Here is an 18,642-nt window from a genome sequence, read left to right on the forward strand (position 1 = left end):
GAGGGGATCAGCGGCCGGATTACCGTCCAACCGCCGATCCCCAGGGCGCGGCTACACGGCCGACAACTCAGCCTGTGACGCAGATGGGTCCGGAAACATCGACCCAGTTCCCATTCCCGCCTTCCCAGAAGCGTGCGCACCAGAGCGCTCCCGCATTGCCTGGTGCGTATCCGACCCAGGTGTCACGCTCACCCGGACCCCAACCGCGGTTGACGCCGTTGTACACAAAGCCGTTCGGCCCCCAGAATTGGAAATGCCCGACGCGGGAGATCCCACCTTCGAGCCGACCCTGCATCTGCGCGACGTCGTGCGCCCACGGATTGAAGCTGTTGAACACCGTTGTGTTGCAAACCTTCACGCCACCACCGCACACCTCTCGCACCCAGTTGGAGCGCGGAGCTACCTCCCCTGGCTCAGACAGAGGGGGCAAGATCCCGCATGGATCGAAGTTCTGGTGACGATGGTTGACGGCCCGACGACCCCGGTGCAGGGGATCGTGCGGCCCTACCGGCCGAATGACGAACCGGTTCGCGTCAAATGCGCCACATACGGGGAGGATCCGGTGCTGATGTGCCTGAATCCCGACGGTGCGTGGCTGACCCGCGACGGATGCAAGGCCCGCCTCGAAACCCTCGACGGCACGGTGAAGTTTCTGTACGACGGGCAGACGGCGTGGTATTTCGCCGAGGGGTCGGACCGGGGCGGCAGTCCTCCCGCAGCGGGGTCGTATTCTCCCGGTCCGGGAGAGGAGTTGGTGTTCACGCCGCCGGAACGGCATTGGGTGGGCCGCAACTTTGCCCGCCCGACGGGCCCGGTGGTCGATGTCGAGTTCCTCGGGCGCCACTGCTGGTAGGTCGAGCCGGCACCCGCAGAGAGTCCGAGCCCACCCGTCGGCGGGTGTCGATGCTGGGTGGAGGCCTGATGGATGGTCTCCTGGATGGATGGATGGAATGGAGGGGTGTTCACCAATGGCGGAGCGGGCTGGGCTGCATGCGGATTGGATAGGTTGACCAGTTGGTGATCACACTTAGTGATGGCTCCAGATCACACAAATCTGGAAGGTTTCCAATCTCAGTTGCTCGCAGAACCGGATGGGGAGGACTAACTGGACGAGCTGCCGGGCGTCGGGGTTGTGGGCTGAGGCGCGGACGTCCCGATCTCGACAAGTTGCACGGTCGGTCCTACCTGTAGATCGGCCTGAGGACCGGACAAGGAGCGGGTTCTCATGAGCCCGTCTTGTCCAAGCTCATGAACGGCGCGCGCGCTCGACCCTTCCGGCAGAGTCACATGCAGGGGTGCAGCCGGCACCTGTACCTCGCGATCAGCGTTGACGTCCCAAACGGGTGCAGCGCGCCAGACGGCCAAGAAGAACGTGCCGTCAGACTTTTGGAGCAGCGAGGTCTGGATGTCGCGCGCTTGAGTTGCGAGCGAGTAGTCGAGCCGGCCCGGCTGGAAGTTCGCCCCCTGTGGGTCGGACAGAAGGTGAATCAGGCCCTGAAGAGCCTTGAAGGACTCCTTCGGCTTACCCGTGGAGTCGAGCAGCCCGAAGTTCGCCTCCTTGTCGTTCGGATTGGCCTTCTGGTCGGCCAACTCGTACAAGAAGGCCCGCCTGATCCCCGCGTCGTAGCTGCCGAGAAGGAGTCGCGGGATATAGGTGGCTGCAGCTGTTCGGCTCACGCCTGAGTCAGATGTGGGGCTGTTGTAGTAGCCGGTCTCGGTGCTTATCACCGGCCGCTGCGCTGTGACGGGTCGTGCGATGTAGTTGAGGTTCCAGAGCAGGCTCCCATAGCCGTTCGGGCCCCATCCTTGCGTCTCTGGGTTTCTGTCGGACGGGTAGTTGTGGATGTTGCCGTAGTCGGAAAGGCCACTCAGATCGTCTAGGGCCCGAGTGGATTCGGTCTTGGTCAACGAGGGCCCGATGATTCCGATGCCATTCAGGGTCGGAGTAGATCGCACCGTTGAGGCCAGTTGCTCCTGAACGGTGCGCGTCCTTGCCGCCCAGTCTGAGACTTTTTGTGCATCTGGTTCGTTGACGCCTTCGAGTGTTCTGACGGCGTTGTTTCCGCCAGACCACGCGACGACATCAGCCAGCTTGTTGAAGTCGGTGGCTTGGCCCCGAGGTGTCTGCATGGAGGAAATGAGGTTGAACTTCATGCCGGACTGAGCGAGGTCGCGCAGGCGCTGATAGTAGGTCGAACTAGCGCTAGCTGCCGGATCGGTAAAGATCCCGTCACGGAGGTTCTTCACCCCCAGCTCGAGCAGCCTGGGCTTGATGATGTCGTTGTATCGGTCATAGATGGTGTCGGTGTAGTGCAGGTGGACATTGACGCCGATCGAGTCGACGAACGCCGCGGCGGAGGATGCCTGCTGGCCAGGACTGGAGGTCGAAGCAACCGGAGTGGCGGCCGCGCTCGGCGCGGATACGAGCAGGGACGTGGCAGTGAGGGCCGCCACGACAAAGCCGACCACGACGCGAGTTGGTGAGGTGCGATGCATGCCCATGCGACCATGATGTCGGCTTCGGACCGTTACGTCCGCACAGGGCCGCGTGGGCCTGGCAGCGAGGTCTTGTCCAGACGTCTGGACAAGTTCGATACTTAGGCTGCAGTCCCGCTGCGGTGCGCGCCCTTCACCCGGCTTCGGCCTGTTGGCCCACGATGGGCGCCCCGACGGCACTCGTACTCGGGCTTGGTGCGGGTTAAGTGCCGTAGAGATGTCAGCGGTGACCGGCGCAGCGGTTCGTACGCGACGACAATATGTGCTCATCTCGGTGCCAGGTCAGCGGGCGCGCATCGTACCGGTTCTGGACCGGTAGGCCCCGACGGTGCTTGAAGCTGCGCACCGTGTCCGCACTGGCCAGCAGATCCGGACGATGACCACAGATGGCCGGTATCTGTCGGAAATGATCTCGAGCTGTTCAATACCAGTTGCGCTGCAGTCAGTTACAGCTTCTCTGCACTAGTCAACGGAGGGCTGGGTGCGAAGCGGCACGGGACGCAACGCACAGACACTGGCTCTCGTTGTCACCGCTGACTCAATCTCGGTCGCACCCGCCGTCCGAGAATAGACGAGGAATCCGTGCGCTACCTCCAAGCCCGAGGTTCCCCTCGGGCCCGAGCCTTCGCGCCAACAGGCGTAGCGGAGAGCATCGCCCGCCACAACCCGCGAAGGGCCCAGATTCCCTGGACTGACATGCAGGAGGTGTCGCCGGAACGCCTGTGCCGGCCTCACGTTGTCGAGATGCGGGAAGGGGCAACGGAACGCCGGGTCGCTTTGCCGAAGTTCGGACATGTCGAATGATTGCACCAAATAGTTGAACCCCTTTGTATTCGACGAGCCTGCGAATGTTGTCCTGGATCGCTCGGGGATGAGCACCTCGCCCGGGATTTACAAGAATCCCGTGTGGATTATCCCTGATTTCGGTGTGACGACATGCGGGAGATTGACGCACATTGTTCGTTAGGGGCCCGTACTGTTGGCCGCCAATCAGCTGTAGCCATGGCTGATTTTGCATAGCGAAAGGGTGTTCACGAGTGGCGATCTAGAAGACGAAGGGCGCGGGCAGCTGTCGCTGCTACGTCACGCTCGCCATGGGCTTGGGGGTAGCCACCCTGATGCCGGGGATGGCTCGAGCGCGCATGATCGGCAACTTCAACGTCGACGGCGCGATCGAGTACGAGTATGAACCGTCCCGGGTTGATGCACCCAAGTAGCCAACGTGTGCATCAACCCGGGACGGTCCACGTCCGCTCAATTGAGAAATGGGGAGGACAGGCCAGGGCTCCGCATCTGGTCTGTCCCATAATGATACGAGCGACCGATCCGCCACACTGTGGTCGATTGACTCGACGAAGACCACTGATGGGGACGAGTCCGTAGCCTGTGAGGATCTGGGGGAAGTCGAGCGGGCTGCATGATGGGGGAGAAGCGCGTGATCGAGGCACACCGATTGACAAAACGTTACGGGTCAACGCGTGCCGTCGACGACTTGTCGTTCACCGCGCGAGCGGGTCGGGTCACGGCGCTCCTTGGCCGCAGTGGGGCAGGGAAATCGACCACCCTGCGGATGTTGCTGGGACTCGACCACCCCACCAGCGGCCACGCGCTCATCGGCGGACGCCCATTGCGGGACCTGGAACGACCGTCCACAGAGGTGGGGGCGATACTCGATGCAGACTGGATATATCGATACCGTTCTGCCCGCACGCATCTGCGCTGGGTGGCACTGACAGGCAGGATCTCCCTGCGACGTGTAGACGCCGTGTTGGAGCAGGTCGACCTGACGTATGCGGCGGACGAGCGGATCGATACCTTCTCCGATGGGATGCTGCAACGGCTCGGTGTGGCGGCGGCGCTTCTCGGAGACCCGTCCGTGGTGATCGCTGACGCGCCCTTCGACGAACGTGGGCAAGGAGATGTCGCGTGGATCCGAGGGATGCTCGCACAGTGTGCCCGCGACGGGCGCACGGTACTGGTGTCCGGCCGTTCGGTCCCTGAGATCGCGATACTCGCCGACGACCTGGTGATCGTCCATCACGGCCGCGTTGTCACGCAGTGCACGACCGACGAATTCATCGCACAGGCAGGCGGCGGCATGTTGAAGGTGCGATCACCACAACTGTCGAAGCTCGACGACGCGCTGCGCGCCAAGGGAATCCCAACGTTCAGCAGCCCCGACCTGCACGTCGAGTCTGAGACAGAGCAGGCACCGAGCCTGTTGGTCGCGGCCACCAACCGCCGCGAGGTGGGGACGATCGCCGCAGTACACGAACTCGAACTCTCGGAGGTCGCGACGTCCGACAGCTCACTGGAGGATGTGTTCGTGAATCTGATCAGCGACGCCGACGGTACGACCGCCCGTGACTGACATGCGAGGGCGAACCTCAGAAACGGAACTGGTGCACATGCTCGCCGCTGAAGTCGTCAAACTCGTCTCCATGCGATCGACGCGGTGGTGCGGCGCACTGATCGTGGTCTTGGCGTGCAGTTGGGCCGTGGTGTGGGCGGGAATACACCGCAGGGCAACCGATCTAAGCATGCCCGAGTTCGCGGACAACATGCGAGCATCAGTCAACAACACACAGGCCGGCTGCATCGCTGGCCTTGTGGTCGTCATGATCATGGCTGTCCTCGCGGCGACCACGGAATACCGAACTGGGACAATCAAACTCACATTCCTAACGACTCCTAGTCGCGGCAAAGTGGTGTTCGCCAAGACGGCTGCCGTCGCTCTCTTGGCAGCGCTGATCGGCGAAGGCACCGCCTGGCTCGCCTACGGAACTGCCAAGCTCGTCAATCCCAGCGGCGTCGCGTCCATCACCACAGGTGCGCAGTTGCGCGCGGTCGCAGGGGTTGGACTGGTTTACATGGTCGGTGCCGCAACAGCTGTCGCAGTCGGGATGCTCATCAAGAACACCGTCGCCGCTGTAGCGCTCATCGTGCTCTACCCCTTGCTCATCGAGAACGTCGTCTCCGCTATCCCCGGTGTCGGATCCGCCATCGAGCCGTGGCTGCCCTTCACGGTAGCCCTGCACTTCCTGTTCGACAGCACCCCGGAGTCGCTCGAGAACGCCGCGATCCTTCCAGGCTGGTGGGCGTTCGCGTATATCACGACGATCGCCACGGTCCTCACCGCAACTGCGTCGATCGTGATCACAAAACGCGACGCTTAGGCGCCACCCCAGGTAGGCGCAAGCTTGTCCCTCCGCAACGCTGGATACGCCCCGACTATCGGCTACGTAGGAAGCTGACCCCATGCGACACACCTTGACCCGATCCGCAATCCTGACCATAGGGAGCTGACCACCATGCGACTCACCTTGATCCGATCCGTATTCCTGACCGTGGGGCTATTCCTGGCCGCAGCCCCTGTAGCCGCCCACGCCCAAGACTCCATCGGTGGCGGGATCCTTCCCGCAAGCGGCAGCTCCGTCCAGTCGGGTTCCGCTACTCTCTGGGAGGCCAATTGGTTCAACCGGACCTTCAGCCCGCAGCAGATCAAGGAGTGCTGGGACGCTGTCGCTGCCTCAGGCGGCGTCTCTACCGGGAACATGCCAGGCCCGTGCCCCAATCAACCGATCACCGACATGGACCTCGCATTAGGAAACCTGATGTTCGGCTCCGCGGTTTGATTCAGCGCACCGCCTGTCGGGTCGGCACCACGTCGCGTGGTGGTGGTGCCGGTATCCGCTCGATTGTGGCTTGATCGCCCGGCCCTCGTAACGGCGCTGCCGCAGGAAATGCCTGGAACTGATCCCCGATGCCTCGCATCAGCTGCCTGAGCACTCCATATTCTTCCGCCGGGTCGAGATGAGGGGCGACCTCAGCGATCGTTTCGACAGGTCGTCGCCCATGGGTCGCCGCCCAGGTCATCTCCAAGGGAACCGACCGCATCGCGCACCAGCGACTCCAAACCTCCCGGTAGCCGCCGTAAGAGTCGATCAGCACGCCATCAACGTCAAAAAGTACGGCTCGCACGTCAGGATGCTAGTCGCCGCTGGTAGCCACCCGAATCGGTGCTCGACTGCGCGCTGTTCAACGATCCCCAAACGGGACACGCGAGTGATGGCAACCTTTCGCATGCTCTCGAACGTCTACATGGTGAGGACGGTTGAAGGGAGGGTTGTATGGGTGTCGAAGATCTGGAGTCGTGGGTATCGGGACAGTTCGCCGGGGCGGCGCGCCGGTTACAGGTTCGGCTGGGCGGTTGGGCAGATGGCGAGGACGCGGTCCAGGAGGCGCTGGTCCGCGCCTGGCTGAGCACTGAGCGTGGAACTCCCATCGGTTCGCTGGCGCCGTGGATCTCGACCGTCGCACACAACGCGGGCATGGACGAGCTGCGTCGCCGCCAACGGGAAGAGGCTGCTCTGCTGCGTACCGCGCTGTACGCGCAGCCAGCGGTCGTCGACGCCGATAGATTCTCCCGCTTGGACGAGGTAGCGGAGGCGGTCAAGGCGCTTCCGTCACGACAGGCACAGGTACTCGTCCTGCACTACTACAGCGACCTGAGCGTCGCCGATATCGCTGCCCGCCTCGGAATCTCGGCGAGCATCGTGAAAAGCACCCTGCACCGAGCACGCGCGACGCTTGCGACCGTTTTGCCCCACCCCACACGAGACAGGAGCACAAAGATGAACGGCTGGACTATTGCGGGAAGCCACCCCGCCGACTACACATTCGACAAGACGACCGAATCTGTCGGTGGCAAAGCCATTGCTCAACTGCGGTGCACCGCTGATTCGCCACAGGGCTTCGGTACCGCGACGCAGAACATCGCCGCCGACGAGTACGTCGGGTGTCGGATCAGGTTCGCCGGCTCCCTCCGCGGCGGTGACGTTGGAGGGTGGGCCGCACTGTGGCTGCGTATCGACGGGCCCGCCGGGGTCGAGGCATTCGACAACATGCAGGACCGCGCGGTGCGCGGCACTACCGGGTGGATGAGCGCGGAGATCGTGCTTGACGTCGTTCCGCAGGCGCGCGGCATCGCCTTCGGTGTCCTGCTGTCAGGCGCGGGAGCGGTCGACATTTCAGGCCTGACATTCGAGAAGGTCGGAACCGATATACCCACGACCGGCCCAACAATCACCGAACCAGTCAACCTCGACTTCAGTCGCTGACCACCGTCCTGATCCAGGTAAAACCGGTGATGCAGGACGGGAGCTACCATCGGGATACGAGGGCGCATCGGATCCCGGATTCGACGGTTGATCCTCCGCGGCCTCATGGGGGACCGAAAGCCAAGTGCCTACTCATGCATCTCGCCGCGGCGCCCGGATGAGACTCGTGGGCCGATCTTCGGGTGAACACCCTATGGGATGGATGGAATGGACGGCTGGATGGATGGAGGGGTGTTCACCTATGCCGGTTCGATCTGGGCTGCATGCGGATTGGATAGGTTGACCACTCGGTAGTCACACTTAAGGACGGCTCCAAATCACACAAATCGGGATCCGTTCCAAGTTGGTGGCCGTCAGGACGCGACTAGGGCGTGTCTCCTAAAGCCGGTGATGGTTCGCGCGATGGTTCTTGAGTGAGTCGCGAGTGGGGACGCACCCTAGAGTCCCCGGAGCCCGAGCAGCCGACTCGCGAGGCGAGGTGGTCGATCCCCTCGCCCCCTCAGTCGATCTACGACCTCAGGCGTGTGGGGTGGGAACGAGTCGAGGATCTCAGCGGGCCCGAACGCGATGGATTCGCCTGGTTTCGCGCGGTCTTGAGCATCCGTCCAACCCGTGATGAGGAGATACCATCCCGCTTCCGCGACTACTGGCGAGTCTGAGGTCAAAACCGCTTCGATCTCCACGACGCCGTCGCTGAGCGTGGCGACATCCTCGACCGTCCGAGATATCACCACGATCTTCGCCGATGGATCGCTGTTCCATACCGTCGCGTTGGCCCACCGCTTGAAGAGCTCGGCTTCCTTGCGTTCTCGGGCATCTTGACGCCACCAGAATGCGAGGAGCCCAGCCACGATGAGTCCAGTGGAGCCCCAGAGTACGAACTCGAACATGTCCGCATCATAGGGATCGATACGCCAGCCTCTCCGAGAGGCGGGCGTATCCGAGGAGAGCTGCCGAGGTCGGCGACTAGCGCGTCAACGAGCACGATCAGAAGGCGATGAGTGTGAACAGTCCGAAGCATCCTGGCGCCGCCGTGGGCGATGACCAAGCATTTAGGGGACACGCCTTAGGCGTCCGATGGGAGCAGCTCCACGATGGATGGAATGGATGGAAAGGCATCGATGGAGGGGTGTTCACTCATGCCGGTTCGATCTGGGCTGCATGCGGATTGGATAGGTTGACCATTCGGTAATTACACCTAAGAAGGCTCCAGATCACACAAGTCTGGATCAGTTTCAGGCTGTTGGTATTCGGGTGATTGACAGTCGCCGGCACCTCGCCGCCGAGTCGCCACCGGGACGATCCTGGAGAGACTCGGTGCGAGGTGCCCGAGACATCGCGGTCAGAGGTGGTGCCGAAGGAAGGTGAGAGTCGGGTCGAGCGCAGCGTCGGAGTAGGCGACCGCGTGCTTCGATCCTGGTAGCACTTGGGTTTCGGCCGGCGTCCCCACGTCCCGCAGCCGCTCGGCGAATGCGGTCATCTGCTCGACAGGAATGAGCTCGTCAGATGAATTGAAAAGGAGCACCGGCGGATTCCCCTCCGACACGTGCCGGATCGGAGATGCCTCGGCAGCGTCGTCGGCGCACCGGTTCACGGACTCGCTCGATACCCCGGACAGGGCCGGGGTGGGGACGCAGCCGAGGTAGGCGGCGGATGCGCCGAGCATGAACGCGTCGCCCTTCGGAGAGATCTGCGCGGTCAGGTCGTAGGGACCGGACCACCCGACCACTGCCTGCAGTGGGGCGTTGCCTGCGGTCACGGCCTGCATCAGCAGGTGCGCGCCCGCAGAGGTTCCGAGGCCACCGATTCTGTCGGCGTCCATCCCGAAGTCGTCCGCGTGTGTGCGGATGTACTCGATCGCCGCTGTCACCTCCAGGAATTGGCGAGGATTCCTGGGCGCATCGAGGTTGTAGTCGATGTTGAACACGACGAAACCGTCCGCAGCGGCGCGGCGGGCCTGACTGTCTAGCAAGGTGCGTGAGCCTCTCGCCCATGCGCCACCATGCACCATGACGATTGCCGGCGCCGGGGACGCGGACGGGTCCGCGGGGGAGTAGACGGTCATCGCCTCGGAGCCCCCGGTGGTGGGGTACTCGAGATCGACCGTGGTCACCGACTCGGGTGTCGAATCGGTGTGGACGGGCGGTTCGGGGATGCCTGCGGAGGCGACCTCCGATCCCAGTGCCGTGAGCGTGACCGCGAGAGCGGCCGCCTTCAGCAGGCCGATCGATTGCCGCCGCGCGGCGGCTAGCATGATGTGCGCCTGTTCATGAATTCCATTTGATTCCTTTCATTTCCCACGTGTATCGGGGCCTAGTGGGGCAGCCGAAGCTTGTTGCCGTTGATCTCGGATTCGATGTATCCGAGCAGCTGCGTCCCGTCGGGTCCCTCGCTGGGGAGTTCGGGGTCGTCCGAGCCGACGCCGGGAATCGCCGTCGCGTCCGCCCGCAGATAGCCGTTGTTCCGGCCGCGGCTCGTGAGATCGGCGGTGTAGTGGCTCTGGCCGATCATGCCGACAGTGGTGTAGACGGCCCGTTCGGTTCCGTTGATCGTCGATGCACCGTCGTCCGAGAAGTCATGGTAGGCAACATCGATGATGGTCTCCTTCGGGTTCTCCGGGTTCTGCTGCGCGGTGATCGCGACGGACCCGCTGTGCTTGCCTGGGCGAGATTCCGGCAACTCGGTGGCCGCAGGAACGTGATTGTGCAGCGGGGGTGCCCACGTAGGTGTCGGAGCAGTGTCCGGCCGGGGCAAAGGCGGGGTCGTTCCGTGACCGCTCAGGTGAGCAACGACCATCCGCGACGGCAGGTTGAGTTCGGACCCGATCCGCTTCTCCCAGAACAGGATCTTGCTCCCGTCCGGTGACCAGTGCAGCTTCATGCGTCCGTCCCATCCGTCCGGTACGGAGTCCGGTGTCAGGGGCTGGCCGAGGCCTCCGTTGGCTTCGGAGCCGGTACGCACCAGCCACGGTTCGAGCAGGTGCGGGTACTGCCGCCGCTGCTTGAAGAGTGTGTAGAACAGCTGTTGGGTGCCCGGTCCGATGAAGTTGGGGCGCTCGAGTTGCGAGACTGTCTCGAACAAGCCCGCGGTGCGGCCGGTGCCCACGACGTACCATTCGCCGTTCGGGGAGAAGGTCATGTCCTCGTCGTAGTCGAGCGCGTATGTCACTCTCGACTGTTCCCCGGTGGCGAGATCGATCTTTACGTTGTCCGGATTGTTTGACTCGAAAGGACTGCGGGTGAATGCCGTGACGATCACCGACTTACCGTCCGGTGTGAAGTTCTTCACCTCGCCGAGTTCGGAGACCACCCGCGCGTCGCTGATGGTGTAGCCGTCGTCGTGGCGCTGGAGCTGCCCCACTGTCGACAACATCACAGGCTCACCCTTGGTTGACGCCCGGAGTTGCGTGAACGCGACCTGCTTGCCGTCGGGGTTGATCCGGAATTCGCGTCCACCCTGAATGACGTAGCCGGTGCCCGGATCCGGCACTCGAATGGGCAACACCTCGGGATCCGCGCAGTCGCCGATGTCGTTGTGGCACTCCAGCACAGCGACGCCTTGGGCGTTGAGCCCGGTGTTGAACAGGATCCGTGTGTTGTCCGGGAACACTTGTGGTTGGCTGAGGGGCTTGGTGATGTCCGGTACCAGGCCGCAGCTCAGACACGCGAATCCTGTTCCGTCCTCACGGATCCTCATGATTTCTGCTCGTGGTGCGTCGTCGAGCCACCCCGAGAACACGACCCATTTGCCGTCACGACTGTACGAGGGGTTCTGTGGGTTGCTGACGTTCGGAGGGACTGAAATCGTCTCAAGCCTGACCCCTGCTTCTCCGGGAGCCGTCGATCCCGAGCCGGTCGAGCCCGTGTCCGTCGAACCCGTCGCCGTCGAACCGGCGTCCACGAAGCCGGCGAAGGGCAAAGCCCCCGGAGCCGGAGTCGCACTGATCGTGATGCAGAAGAGGGCAGCGCCAACCGCTGCCGACCTGGTTCTCCATTTCATGGTTCTGCTCCTGAATTGGGCGCGTAGGGGAAGGTGGTGCGTCGCGGTGGGGACGGTGGTTGCCATGGTCTCCGTCCGAAGGTCTCTGGCCCCGGGGGCCCACGAAGCACCTCATATGTACCTAGGTATATATACCTTAGTACATATGAGAAACTTCGGTATGGGAATCGACAAGGTGCTTCTCGGAGTGCTCGCCATTCGGCCGTCTACGGGATATGACCTGCACAAATGGTTCGACGGGCCCGGCCGATTCGTCGGGTGGCGAGCCCAGCTTCCGCACATCTACCGCACGCTGGCAAAGCTGCTAGACCAAGGTTGGGTGCGGTTCGAGGTCGAGGAGCGCGACGGCAAGCCCGATGCCAAGGTGTACCGGCTCACCGACACCGGAACAGAGGCGCTGATTGCGTGGGCGCGGTCGCCGTTCGATCCGGCACCACGGCCGATGGACCCGGATTTCATGCTTCGCTTCGTCTTCGGAGGGCAACTCGACCGCGAGATCGCACTCGCGGTGCTGCGCAGGGAACTGGCGTACAGGCGCGAGCAGGTCGAGGGGCGCACGTCCCTCACCGATTCGTCGAGCGAGATCGAGACGATTCCCGAAATCGACCAAGGCTGGGCGTTCCAGGTCTATGCCCTCGCGATCGAGCGCGGGCAGGGCGTCATGGACGGGTACCTCACCTGGCTGGAGGCGGCTCTGCAACGGCTGGAGGGTGAATCGGACTGATCCGTTCTCGACAGCGGTGGCGCCGAACCCGGGAGTTCCGGCAGCGACGGCCAACTCCGCGGTGGCAGGACGTCGATGGGCGCCGGCGCTGTTGTCACATGTCGTCTGCCAGACCTTCGGCGAGTCCTTGCCGCGGAACGCGGCGTCGATGCCGCCGTCGACGAATACGACCGAGCCGACGATGGATGGACGGTTGGAGGCTGGAGCTATGGATGGATGGGTGGATGTGCGCGTGTGAGGGTGTTCACCAATGCCGGTTCATTCTGGGCTATAGGAGGATTGGATAGGTTGACCAGGCGGTGACCACACTTGACGAGGGCATCTGATCACACAAGTTTGGATGAGTTCCAGGTTGGCAGCCAGGTTTGATGTGGTCGTTCTCGTGCCAGTCCCACGGGATAGCTCACTGACCCGTCGCCGTCACGGTCGACGGAACGTCCGCCACAGCTTCTTCTCGGTAATCGTCCTCGGAGCTGCCTTTCTGACAAGGGAGAGGGTCTCGGCGCCGATCTCGAATCGCTGGCCTCGCTCCGGTAGGAGCTACGGCACTGTCCAGGTACCGCCGCCCGGCAGCAGCGTTGCCGGGGTCAGTGGATAGCCCGGCGCACCGCCTGCCGTGACCGCCGCAACCAGGATCCCGGAACCGGTCTGGGTCACGTGACCAGGGCTCGGCGTGAGCGCATAGGCCGAGTGCCAGACACCGGCCACACCGGCTGAGCCGGTCGTGAGATTGCGCCAATGGACAACACATACGCAGTACGGCGTCTCGGTGCCGAGGAACACGGTGGTGCCCGGGGCGGCCGGATCGGTTCGGGCGGTGACGTGCTGGGCGAGTGGTGGACCTGGGAATCCTGTCGGGCCTGTGGCGAGGCCGACGACCGGGACCGGGAGGACTGCGTCGGTCGGGGCGGCCCCAGCGGTCGGTAGACCGGTAGACAGCGACACGAGGAACGCGACCGGGATCGCAGCGGTGGCGGCTGCCCCTCGACGTCGAAGTGCGGTGCGAGACATGGCCCCACCTCCTACGAGGAATGTTCTGAGCGTAGACGGTCCAGCCTCCAATTGTCGCTCAGTTGGTCGTGGAGTAGGGGTAGATGGATTGGAACCGACCGGATGGGGTGGGTGAGTCAGTCAGCCTGGCGGTCCAGATGGCGTGCTGGCGCATGGAGCAGGTCCGTCCGTCCGGGGTGTTCACCTATGCCGGTTCGGTCTGGGCCGCAGGCGGATTGGGTAGGTTGACCAGTCGGTGATCACATTTATCGGGCGCTTCTAATCACACAGATCTGGATTGATTCCAGTTGATGGCATTCAGGTGCGGCGGTCAACGCCGCGGAAAGCGAATCGTGCGCCCCACACCTTCGGGTCGGCCAGCCGCACGCTGGTCAGCAGCGAAACGTGTGAGGCGGGCGAGGACGTCCGGGGCATCGGAGTAGTTCTTCTCGTCTCGAGGTCGACGTGCAGGTCCAGCTGCTCGGAGACCGCTACCCGCGTTTGGTCGCCGAGATTGTGCACTTCGTGGAAGAAGTGCAGCCGTTTGGCATCCACACCCAGCAGCCAGGAATCCACGGCCAGCCGCGCCCCGCGCCGTACCTCTCGTTCATAGGTCATTGCGGTCTGCACGGCGACCTTCCCGAACCTCGTCTCCCGGACGTACTCGTCGCCCAGGCCTAGAGCGTCGGTGAACGCGGCGTGTGCGCGATAGACCACGATGTGGGTCGACTGGTTCAACACCCGCTGACTGCACAGCACTTGGGCTACATCACGCCCGATGAATTCGAGGCGATCTACTACGCTGAGCCATCGACCCTCCAACTGGAGTTGTCGCCAGAATAGGAGCGGCAAGAAACCCCGCACGGTTCACTGGTTCAGACAATGCACTGGCATGATTTCCAGCGGGTGGCATTCCAGCCCTCTACCCAGCTATCAACAAGGAACGAGAGTACTTCTGTGACGAGACTTGCCGCCCGTGTAGCAGTCGCTGCCCTGGCTGCTACACCGCTTGCGCTGTTCGCCACCGGAACCGCAGCGGCAACTCCGGGCGTGGCCCTCCTAGATGGAGTCACCTTCACGGTCACTGCCTCTGGCAACACTGTGACGCCCAAAATCGCCAATACGACCGGAGCAGACGTCTATTGCTTCGTGCTCGGCCAGAAGCCGGCCGACGATCCTACAAGTGATGAACCTGACTTCAGTATTGCCTACCCATACGGATACACGGCCGTCCGGCTCAATAGCACGTTCCAAACCGACGTCATGAACGTCCCCGACGGCGACTATCTCGTCTACTCGGCATGTGTGAACGACGCTCCCCCGCCGACTCCAATAGAATCGTCCAGATCTGGCTGGATGCCTTCGCAAGTGGTCGCGTTCAAACGGTTCCGGTCGCCGTGCCTGGTTCGGTCGCCGTGCCTGGAAAGAATGATTGCCAGGGGCTCGAGTGCCTGCTCGGCAAGTTCGGATCCTGATCCAATAGTCGCGTGTGCAGATACCCGACCTCATGGAGGTCGGGTATCTGTGTGTCAGAGGCGGCACCTTTCGCCGGGCGGGCCCGAGGAATCCACTCCCCGCCGACTTGCCTGGGGGCCGAATGTCTTTGGGCTGACCTCGATGGGATCCCGTTGGGTTTGCGGGACGCGACCCACTGTCGACCCGGCTACCGCAGGTGTTCGTTCCCTGTCGCACCACCACGCATGCAAAGACCTCCACTGACACCGGAGAACGCCTCCGCGAACGCCTCTAGGTCATCGACGACCACGGGACTACCTGGAGAAGTAACCGAACACCCCCGCCCATCGGGGCAAGCCATCTCAGATGTCACCAGGTCGTGCAGCAGACCCTTGCCGCCCGGTAGTCCGCTCGCGGTGTATTCGCGGCGTTCCGGGGAATGAAGAAAGGCGCTCACGCGAGTGGAAGCGCCCTCTACCTGTTGGAACTGTGGGTGGATGGAGCCGGTGAATGGATGGAATGGATATGGATGGATGGAGGGGTGTTCACCTATGCCGGTTCGGTCTGGGCTGTAAGCGGATTGGATAGGTTGACCAGTCGGTGATCACACTTAGCGAGGACTCCAAATCACACAAATCTGGATGAGTTCCAGGTTGGTTCGCGCTTGGCCTTCGGGTTGGCGAGGAGCTTTGGGGATCGCGCAGTGCTCGGCGCCTGGAATCTGATCCACCGCTGAATTCGCTGGGGGTCTGAGGAGCGGGTCGAACTCGAAAGCGCCCAGGCCCGTCGTGTCGAGTCAGTGAAATGCATTGCAGGGAAGCCCATTACGGTCCGCCCTGCAGTGTGTATGGAAGATATTCGCCTGGCTGCACGGCCAGGAAGAGGATTGTGGGGGTGCCTGGCCCGCTCACTCCGTAGACGTCCCAGCCGGGTGAGCCGACATGCGTTGCGACGGCATACGGGCGACCCTCTCTCTCATGGATCGCAGCAGAAGGTAGTTCCGATGCAGTTTCATCGGTATTTCCACTGACGTATTGCCGGCCATTGAGCTCAATTTCTCGTGGGTATGTGGAACCGCTCGAGAAGAACAGGAAGTAAGAGCCAATCCCCAGGGCTGCGACCACGAGCATGCACGACACGATGAGAGCAGGTGGTTGACGTAGAGGAAACTTCGCCAGGGGCATCCCGACAGAGTACGGGCGCCGTCTGGATCGGCAGAGCGACACAGCGTGGCCGTTCGCGACAGTCCATCCGTGGACTGAGCGCGTCCGATGTCGCGTTCATGTCGCGGATCTTCCAACGGGAAGGCGAATCGTGCGCCCCACACCCTCGGGTCGGCCAGTCGCAGACTGTTCAGCAGCGAAACGCGTGAGCCGGGCGAGGACGTCCGGGGGCATCGGAGTAGTTCTTCTCGTCTCGAGGTCGACGTGCAGATCTAGCTGCTCGGAGATGGCTACCCGTGTTTGGTCGCCGAGATTGTGCACTTCGTGGAAGAAGTGCAGGCGTTTGGCATCCACACCCAGTAGCCAGGAATCGACAGCCAGTCGTGCCCCGCGTCGTACCTCTCGTTCGTAGGTCATTGCGGTCTGCACGACGACCTTCCCGAACCTCGTCTCCCGGACGTAGTCGTCGCCGAGGCCCAGAACGTCGGTGAACGCGGCGTGTGCGCGATAGACCACGATCCCGTAGTACTGGGCGTTCATGTGGTCGTTGATATCGATCCACGTTGCATCGACGTCACATTCGAGGGTTCGCAAGTCGCCACCTTCTGTATCTAATCGTCGTTGGGGCCTTCGGCCAATCAGTGCAGTTGTCCTTGTGTCGGGTGGCTGCGATCGGACAGCGGGGATCTTCGTCGGTGACGCAGTTGCCCCGTTCCAGCACGTTCAGCAGGGTTGCTCACAGTGCCGATTGCGCCAAGGGGATGGCCCAGGGCGATGGCGCCCCCGTTGCCGTTGCCGTTGACCTTGTCGGGTTCGGCGCCGACCTTATTCAGCCTGGCCAGCATGACTCGCCGCGAAGCCAGTCAGCGTCCGGCGAACAGCCAGGCCGCCCGGGCCGGCAGCTTATTGCGACGTGCGGACTCGGATGCCTCGGCGACGGTCACTCGCCCATCATAAAACCAAGCATTTGCTTGGCGCAAGCACACTGCACCGATTGGCGCAGCGGAGCGGCAAAGGCGGCGGGTCGAAGCGGAACTCCCGGGAATTCCGCACCTGTCCGACGCGGGTGAACCCTGCCTACCCACAGACGAAGAGAGCTGAACATCATCCGGAATCTGTTGGATCCCAGGGCCTTCCGCGAGAAGGAAGTGCAGGCATGAGTCAGTCATGGCCAGCGGCGGCAGCGGAGCTGGCCCGGCCGTGTTCTACGCGCGCGATGGGTGCCCGCTTCGTGCTCACCAAGGATTCCGACGGTCTGCTTGTGGGCGGCCCAAGCCATGTCACCGGGGTTCCCGAATGGGGAATCGACGGTCGGGTTCCTTGCGTTATTGCAGCGGCCTGCGAATACGTCCCGGGAAGCCTGAGCCTGTGACTGGAGCGCAGACTACGGGCCGGGCCCGATCCGCCCCGGCTGATCCCAGTGCCCTGACAGTTGAGGCTGACCAGTAGCTGCGGGCTTGACTCTCGACCTTGTCGAGCCTGGAGACTCGTTGACGTGAAGAGCAACATGTTGGGAATCGGGAGCATGGCGCGGGCAAGCGGGCTTAGCGTCAGTGCCCTGCGGTTCTACGACAGCGCCGAGGTTTTCGTTCCGGCGCTGGTAGATCGCCAGACCGGGTACCGCTGGTACGGCCACGATCAGGTCGATGAGGCCCGACTAATCGCTCGGCTTCGTCGCGTCGGTATGGCATTGCCGGCAATAGGCCGTGTCCTCGACCATCGATCCGATCCGGCAGCTGTGGTGGCGCTACTCAATGCCCACCTCCGGCGCCTTGAAGAGGGCCTTTCCGACGCCCGCCGTGAACTCTCAGCGGTCGAACAACTCATTCTCGGGAAGGGAAGAAGCGATATGGCAGCAACCGAATCCCAATTCAGGCTCTCAGTTGATGGACCGCGACTGCTCGAGGCTTTGACCGCCGTCCGTTTCGCTGTCAGCACTGACCCTGAATTTCCGATGCTCGGCGGCGTCTTGCTCGACGCCGCCGACAACGAGCTTCGCCTGGTGGCCACCGACCGGTGCCGGCTCGCGATCGCCTCCACGCCGGCGACTGACTTCACTGCGAGGGGCCTTAACGTTGTCGCACCGACTGCATTCATCGACGACCTCCTTGCTGCCCTAGAAGGGCAAGCAGGCGAACTCACTATCAGTGCGGACGAAGACCAGATCATCGTCACGATCGGAACGCACGCCATCGCCAGCCAACGACTGGACCACGACTTTCCCGACTACCGACGACTTCTCCGCGCGCAACGGGGCCACCGCATAGAGATGGATGCGGCTGCGCTCCGTGAGATGGTGCGCGGTGCTGCCGCGGTCCGTGGCATGACGGACGAACGACATGGCGCAGAATCTGGCGTCACTGTTTTGGTCCTCGATGAGACAGGCGTTCTCTCTGTCGACCCAGAAGTAGTAGGTGGGCACCTCCGGATTGGTGTCAATCGGGAGTTCCTCCTCCAGGCTGTGGATGCCGCTGCCGGGAACCAGCTAGTTCTAGAGCTAGATGGACCCATAAGCCCCCTCGCAATTCGCAATCCCGCTTCCCCTAGCCGTCTTTCGATCCTGATGCCTGTCGAGCTACCCGCTACGAAATAGACGCCCACGCCAGCCCAGAATCGGACCGTCGGTCCAAGAGCTCCCAGGTGGGCGCTCACCGCATCCGACCCTGCGGTGATCACCTACGTCGGCGGGAAGGAA

General features: G+C 62.9%; 13 protein-coding genes and 1 pseudogene. 6 read left to right on the forward strand and 8 right to left on the reverse strand.

Annotated features, from left to right (window positions below; genetic code table 11):
- Positions 1 to 253 precede the first annotated feature (253 nt).
- Entirely contained in the window at positions 254 to 853 is a 600-nt protein-coding gene (locus BTZ20_RS03445) for a hypothetical protein (protein ID WP_145982189.1), read from the forward strand.
- A 248-nt stretch (positions 854 to 1,101) separates the two neighbouring features.
- Here BTZ20_RS03445 and BTZ20_RS03450 read toward each other — a convergent pair whose 3' ends face one another.
- On the reverse strand, positions 1,102 to 2,502 hold the full coding sequence (locus BTZ20_RS03450; protein WP_145982190.1) for a hypothetical protein: 1,401 nt from the start codon (positions 2,500 to 2,502) through the stop codon (positions 1,102 to 1,104).
- Between the two features lie 1,429 nt (positions 2,503 to 3,931).
- Here BTZ20_RS03450 and BTZ20_RS03455 point away from each other — a divergent pair.
- Positions 3,932 to 4,867: an ABC transporter ATP-binding protein gene (locus tag BTZ20_RS03455; RefSeq protein ID WP_077043456.1), complete on the forward strand. Its 936-nt coding sequence runs from the start codon at positions 3,932 to 3,934 to the stop codon at positions 4,865 to 4,867.
- 37 nt (positions 4,868 to 4,904) lie between these two features.
- Entirely contained in the window at positions 4,905 to 5,672 is a 768-nt protein-coding gene (locus BTZ20_RS03460) for an ABC transporter permease (RefSeq protein WP_189636580.1), read from the forward strand.
- Between the two features lie 460 nt (positions 5,673 to 6,132).
- Here BTZ20_RS03460 and BTZ20_RS26530 read toward each other — a convergent pair whose 3' ends face one another.
- Positions 6,133 to 6,477 (reverse strand): hypothetical protein, encoded by a 345-nt coding sequence (locus BTZ20_RS26530; protein ID WP_145982192.1) that lies wholly within the window; start codon positions 6,475 to 6,477, stop codon positions 6,133 to 6,135.
- A gap of 149 nt (positions 6,478 to 6,626) precedes the next feature.
- Here BTZ20_RS26530 and BTZ20_RS03470 point away from each other — a divergent pair, with 149 nt between their 5' ends.
- A complete protein-coding gene (locus tag BTZ20_RS03470; RefSeq protein WP_077040388.1) occupies positions 6,627 to 7,616 on the forward strand; it encodes an RNA polymerase sigma factor in 990 nt (329 codons plus the stop codon).
- A gap of 437 nt (positions 7,617 to 8,053) precedes the next feature.
- Here BTZ20_RS03470 and BTZ20_RS03475 read toward each other — a convergent pair whose 3' ends face one another.
- The 3 genes from BTZ20_RS03475 to BTZ20_RS03485 all read right to left on the reverse strand — a co-directional run bounded on the left by BTZ20_RS03475 (position 8,054) and on the right by BTZ20_RS03485 (position 11,312).
- Complete coding sequence (locus BTZ20_RS03475; protein WP_077040389.1) at positions 8,054 to 8,506, reverse strand: hypothetical protein; 453 nt, start codon at positions 8,504 to 8,506, stop codon at positions 8,054 to 8,056.
- A gap of 452 nt (positions 8,507 to 8,958) precedes the next feature.
- On the reverse strand, positions 8,959 to 9,870 hold the full coding sequence (locus tag BTZ20_RS03480) for an alpha/beta hydrolase (RefSeq protein WP_077040390.1): 912 nt from the start codon (positions 9,868 to 9,870) through the stop codon (positions 8,959 to 8,961).
- 59 nt (positions 9,871 to 9,929) lie between these two features.
- On the reverse strand, positions 9,930 to 11,312 hold the full coding sequence (locus tag BTZ20_RS03485; RefSeq protein WP_077040391.1) for a hypothetical protein: 1,383 nt from the start codon (positions 11,310 to 11,312) through the stop codon (positions 9,930 to 9,932).
- Between the two features lie 463 nt (positions 11,313 to 11,775).
- Here BTZ20_RS03485 and BTZ20_RS27625 point away from each other — a divergent pair, with 463 nt between their 5' ends.
- A complete protein-coding gene (locus BTZ20_RS27625) occupies positions 11,776 to 12,339 on the forward strand; it encodes a PadR family transcriptional regulator (RefSeq protein WP_077040392.1) in 564 nt (187 codons plus the stop codon).
- Positions 12,340 to 13,647: 1,308 nt separating this feature from the next.
- On the opposite strand, the gene BTZ20_RS03500 is transcribed toward BTZ20_RS27625, so the two are convergent.
- The 3 genes and pseudogenes from BTZ20_RS03500 to BTZ20_RS27630 all read right to left on the reverse strand — a co-directional run.
- Positions 13,648 to 14,070 carry a thioesterase family protein gene (locus tag BTZ20_RS03500; RefSeq protein ID WP_189636582.1) on the reverse strand — a complete coding sequence of 141 codons (423 nt, stop codon included), beginning with the start codon at positions 14,068 to 14,070 and terminating at the stop codon, positions 13,648 to 13,650.
- Positions 14,071 to 16,064: 1,994 nt separating this feature from the next.
- Positions 16,065 to 16,541, reverse strand: a complete 477-nt coding sequence (locus BTZ20_RS03505; RefSeq protein ID WP_077040394.1) for a thioesterase family protein — start codon at positions 16,539 to 16,541, stop codon at positions 16,065 to 16,067.
- Positions 16,542 to 16,660: 119 nt separating this feature from the next.
- Positions 16,661 to 16,795, reverse strand: a pseudogene (locus BTZ20_RS27630) (acetyl-CoA C-acetyltransferase); the annotation flags it as partial.
- Positions 16,796 to 17,442: 647 nt separating this feature from the next.
- Between BTZ20_RS27630 and BTZ20_RS03515 the strand changes: the two are divergent.
- On the forward strand, positions 17,443 to 18,540 hold the full coding sequence (locus tag BTZ20_RS03515; protein WP_223263611.1) for a MerR family transcriptional regulator: 1,098 nt from the start codon (positions 17,443 to 17,445) through the stop codon (positions 18,538 to 18,540).
- Positions 18,541 to 18,642: the final 102 nt, after the last annotated feature.

The sequence above is a fragment of the Rhodococcus sp. MTM3W5.2 genome, assembly GCF_001984015.1.
GTDB classification, from domain to species: Bacteria; Actinomycetota; Actinomycetes; order Mycobacteriales; family Mycobacteriaceae; genus Rhodococcus_G; species Rhodococcus_G oryzae.

What these genes read in the sequence shown, in the direction of transcription:
- BTZ20_RS03445 (WP_145982189.1), top strand. Translation starts at nt 254, where the DNA reads ATGCCCGACGCGGGAGATCCCACCTTCGAGCCGACCCTGCATCTGCGC.
- BTZ20_RS03450 (WP_145982190.1), bottom strand. Translation starts at nt 2,502, where the DNA reads ATGGGCATGCATCGCACCTCACCAACTCGCGTCGTGGTCGGCTTTGTC.
- BTZ20_RS03460 (WP_189636580.1), top strand. Translation starts at nt 4,905, where the DNA reads ATGCTCGCCGCTGAAGTCGTCAAACTCGTCTCCATGCGATCGACGCGG.
- BTZ20_RS03470 (WP_077040388.1), top strand. Translation starts at nt 6,627, where the DNA reads ATGGGTGTCGAAGATCTGGAGTCGTGGGTATCGGGACAGTTCGCCGGG.
- BTZ20_RS03475 (WP_077040389.1), bottom strand. Translation starts at nt 8,506, where the DNA reads ATGTTCGAGTTCGTACTCTGGGGCTCCACTGGACTCATCGTGGCTGGG.
- BTZ20_RS03480 (WP_077040390.1), bottom strand. Translation starts at nt 9,870, where the DNA reads ATGCTAGCCGCCGCGCGGCGGCAATCGATCGGCCTGCTGAAGGCGGCC.
- BTZ20_RS03485 (WP_077040391.1), bottom strand. Translation starts at nt 11,312, where the DNA reads ATGAGGATCCGTGAGGACGGAACAGGATTCGCGTGTCTGAGCTGCGGC.
- BTZ20_RS27625 (WP_077040392.1), top strand. Translation starts at nt 11,776, where the DNA reads ATGGGAATCGACAAGGTGCTTCTCGGAGTGCTCGCCATTCGGCCGTCT.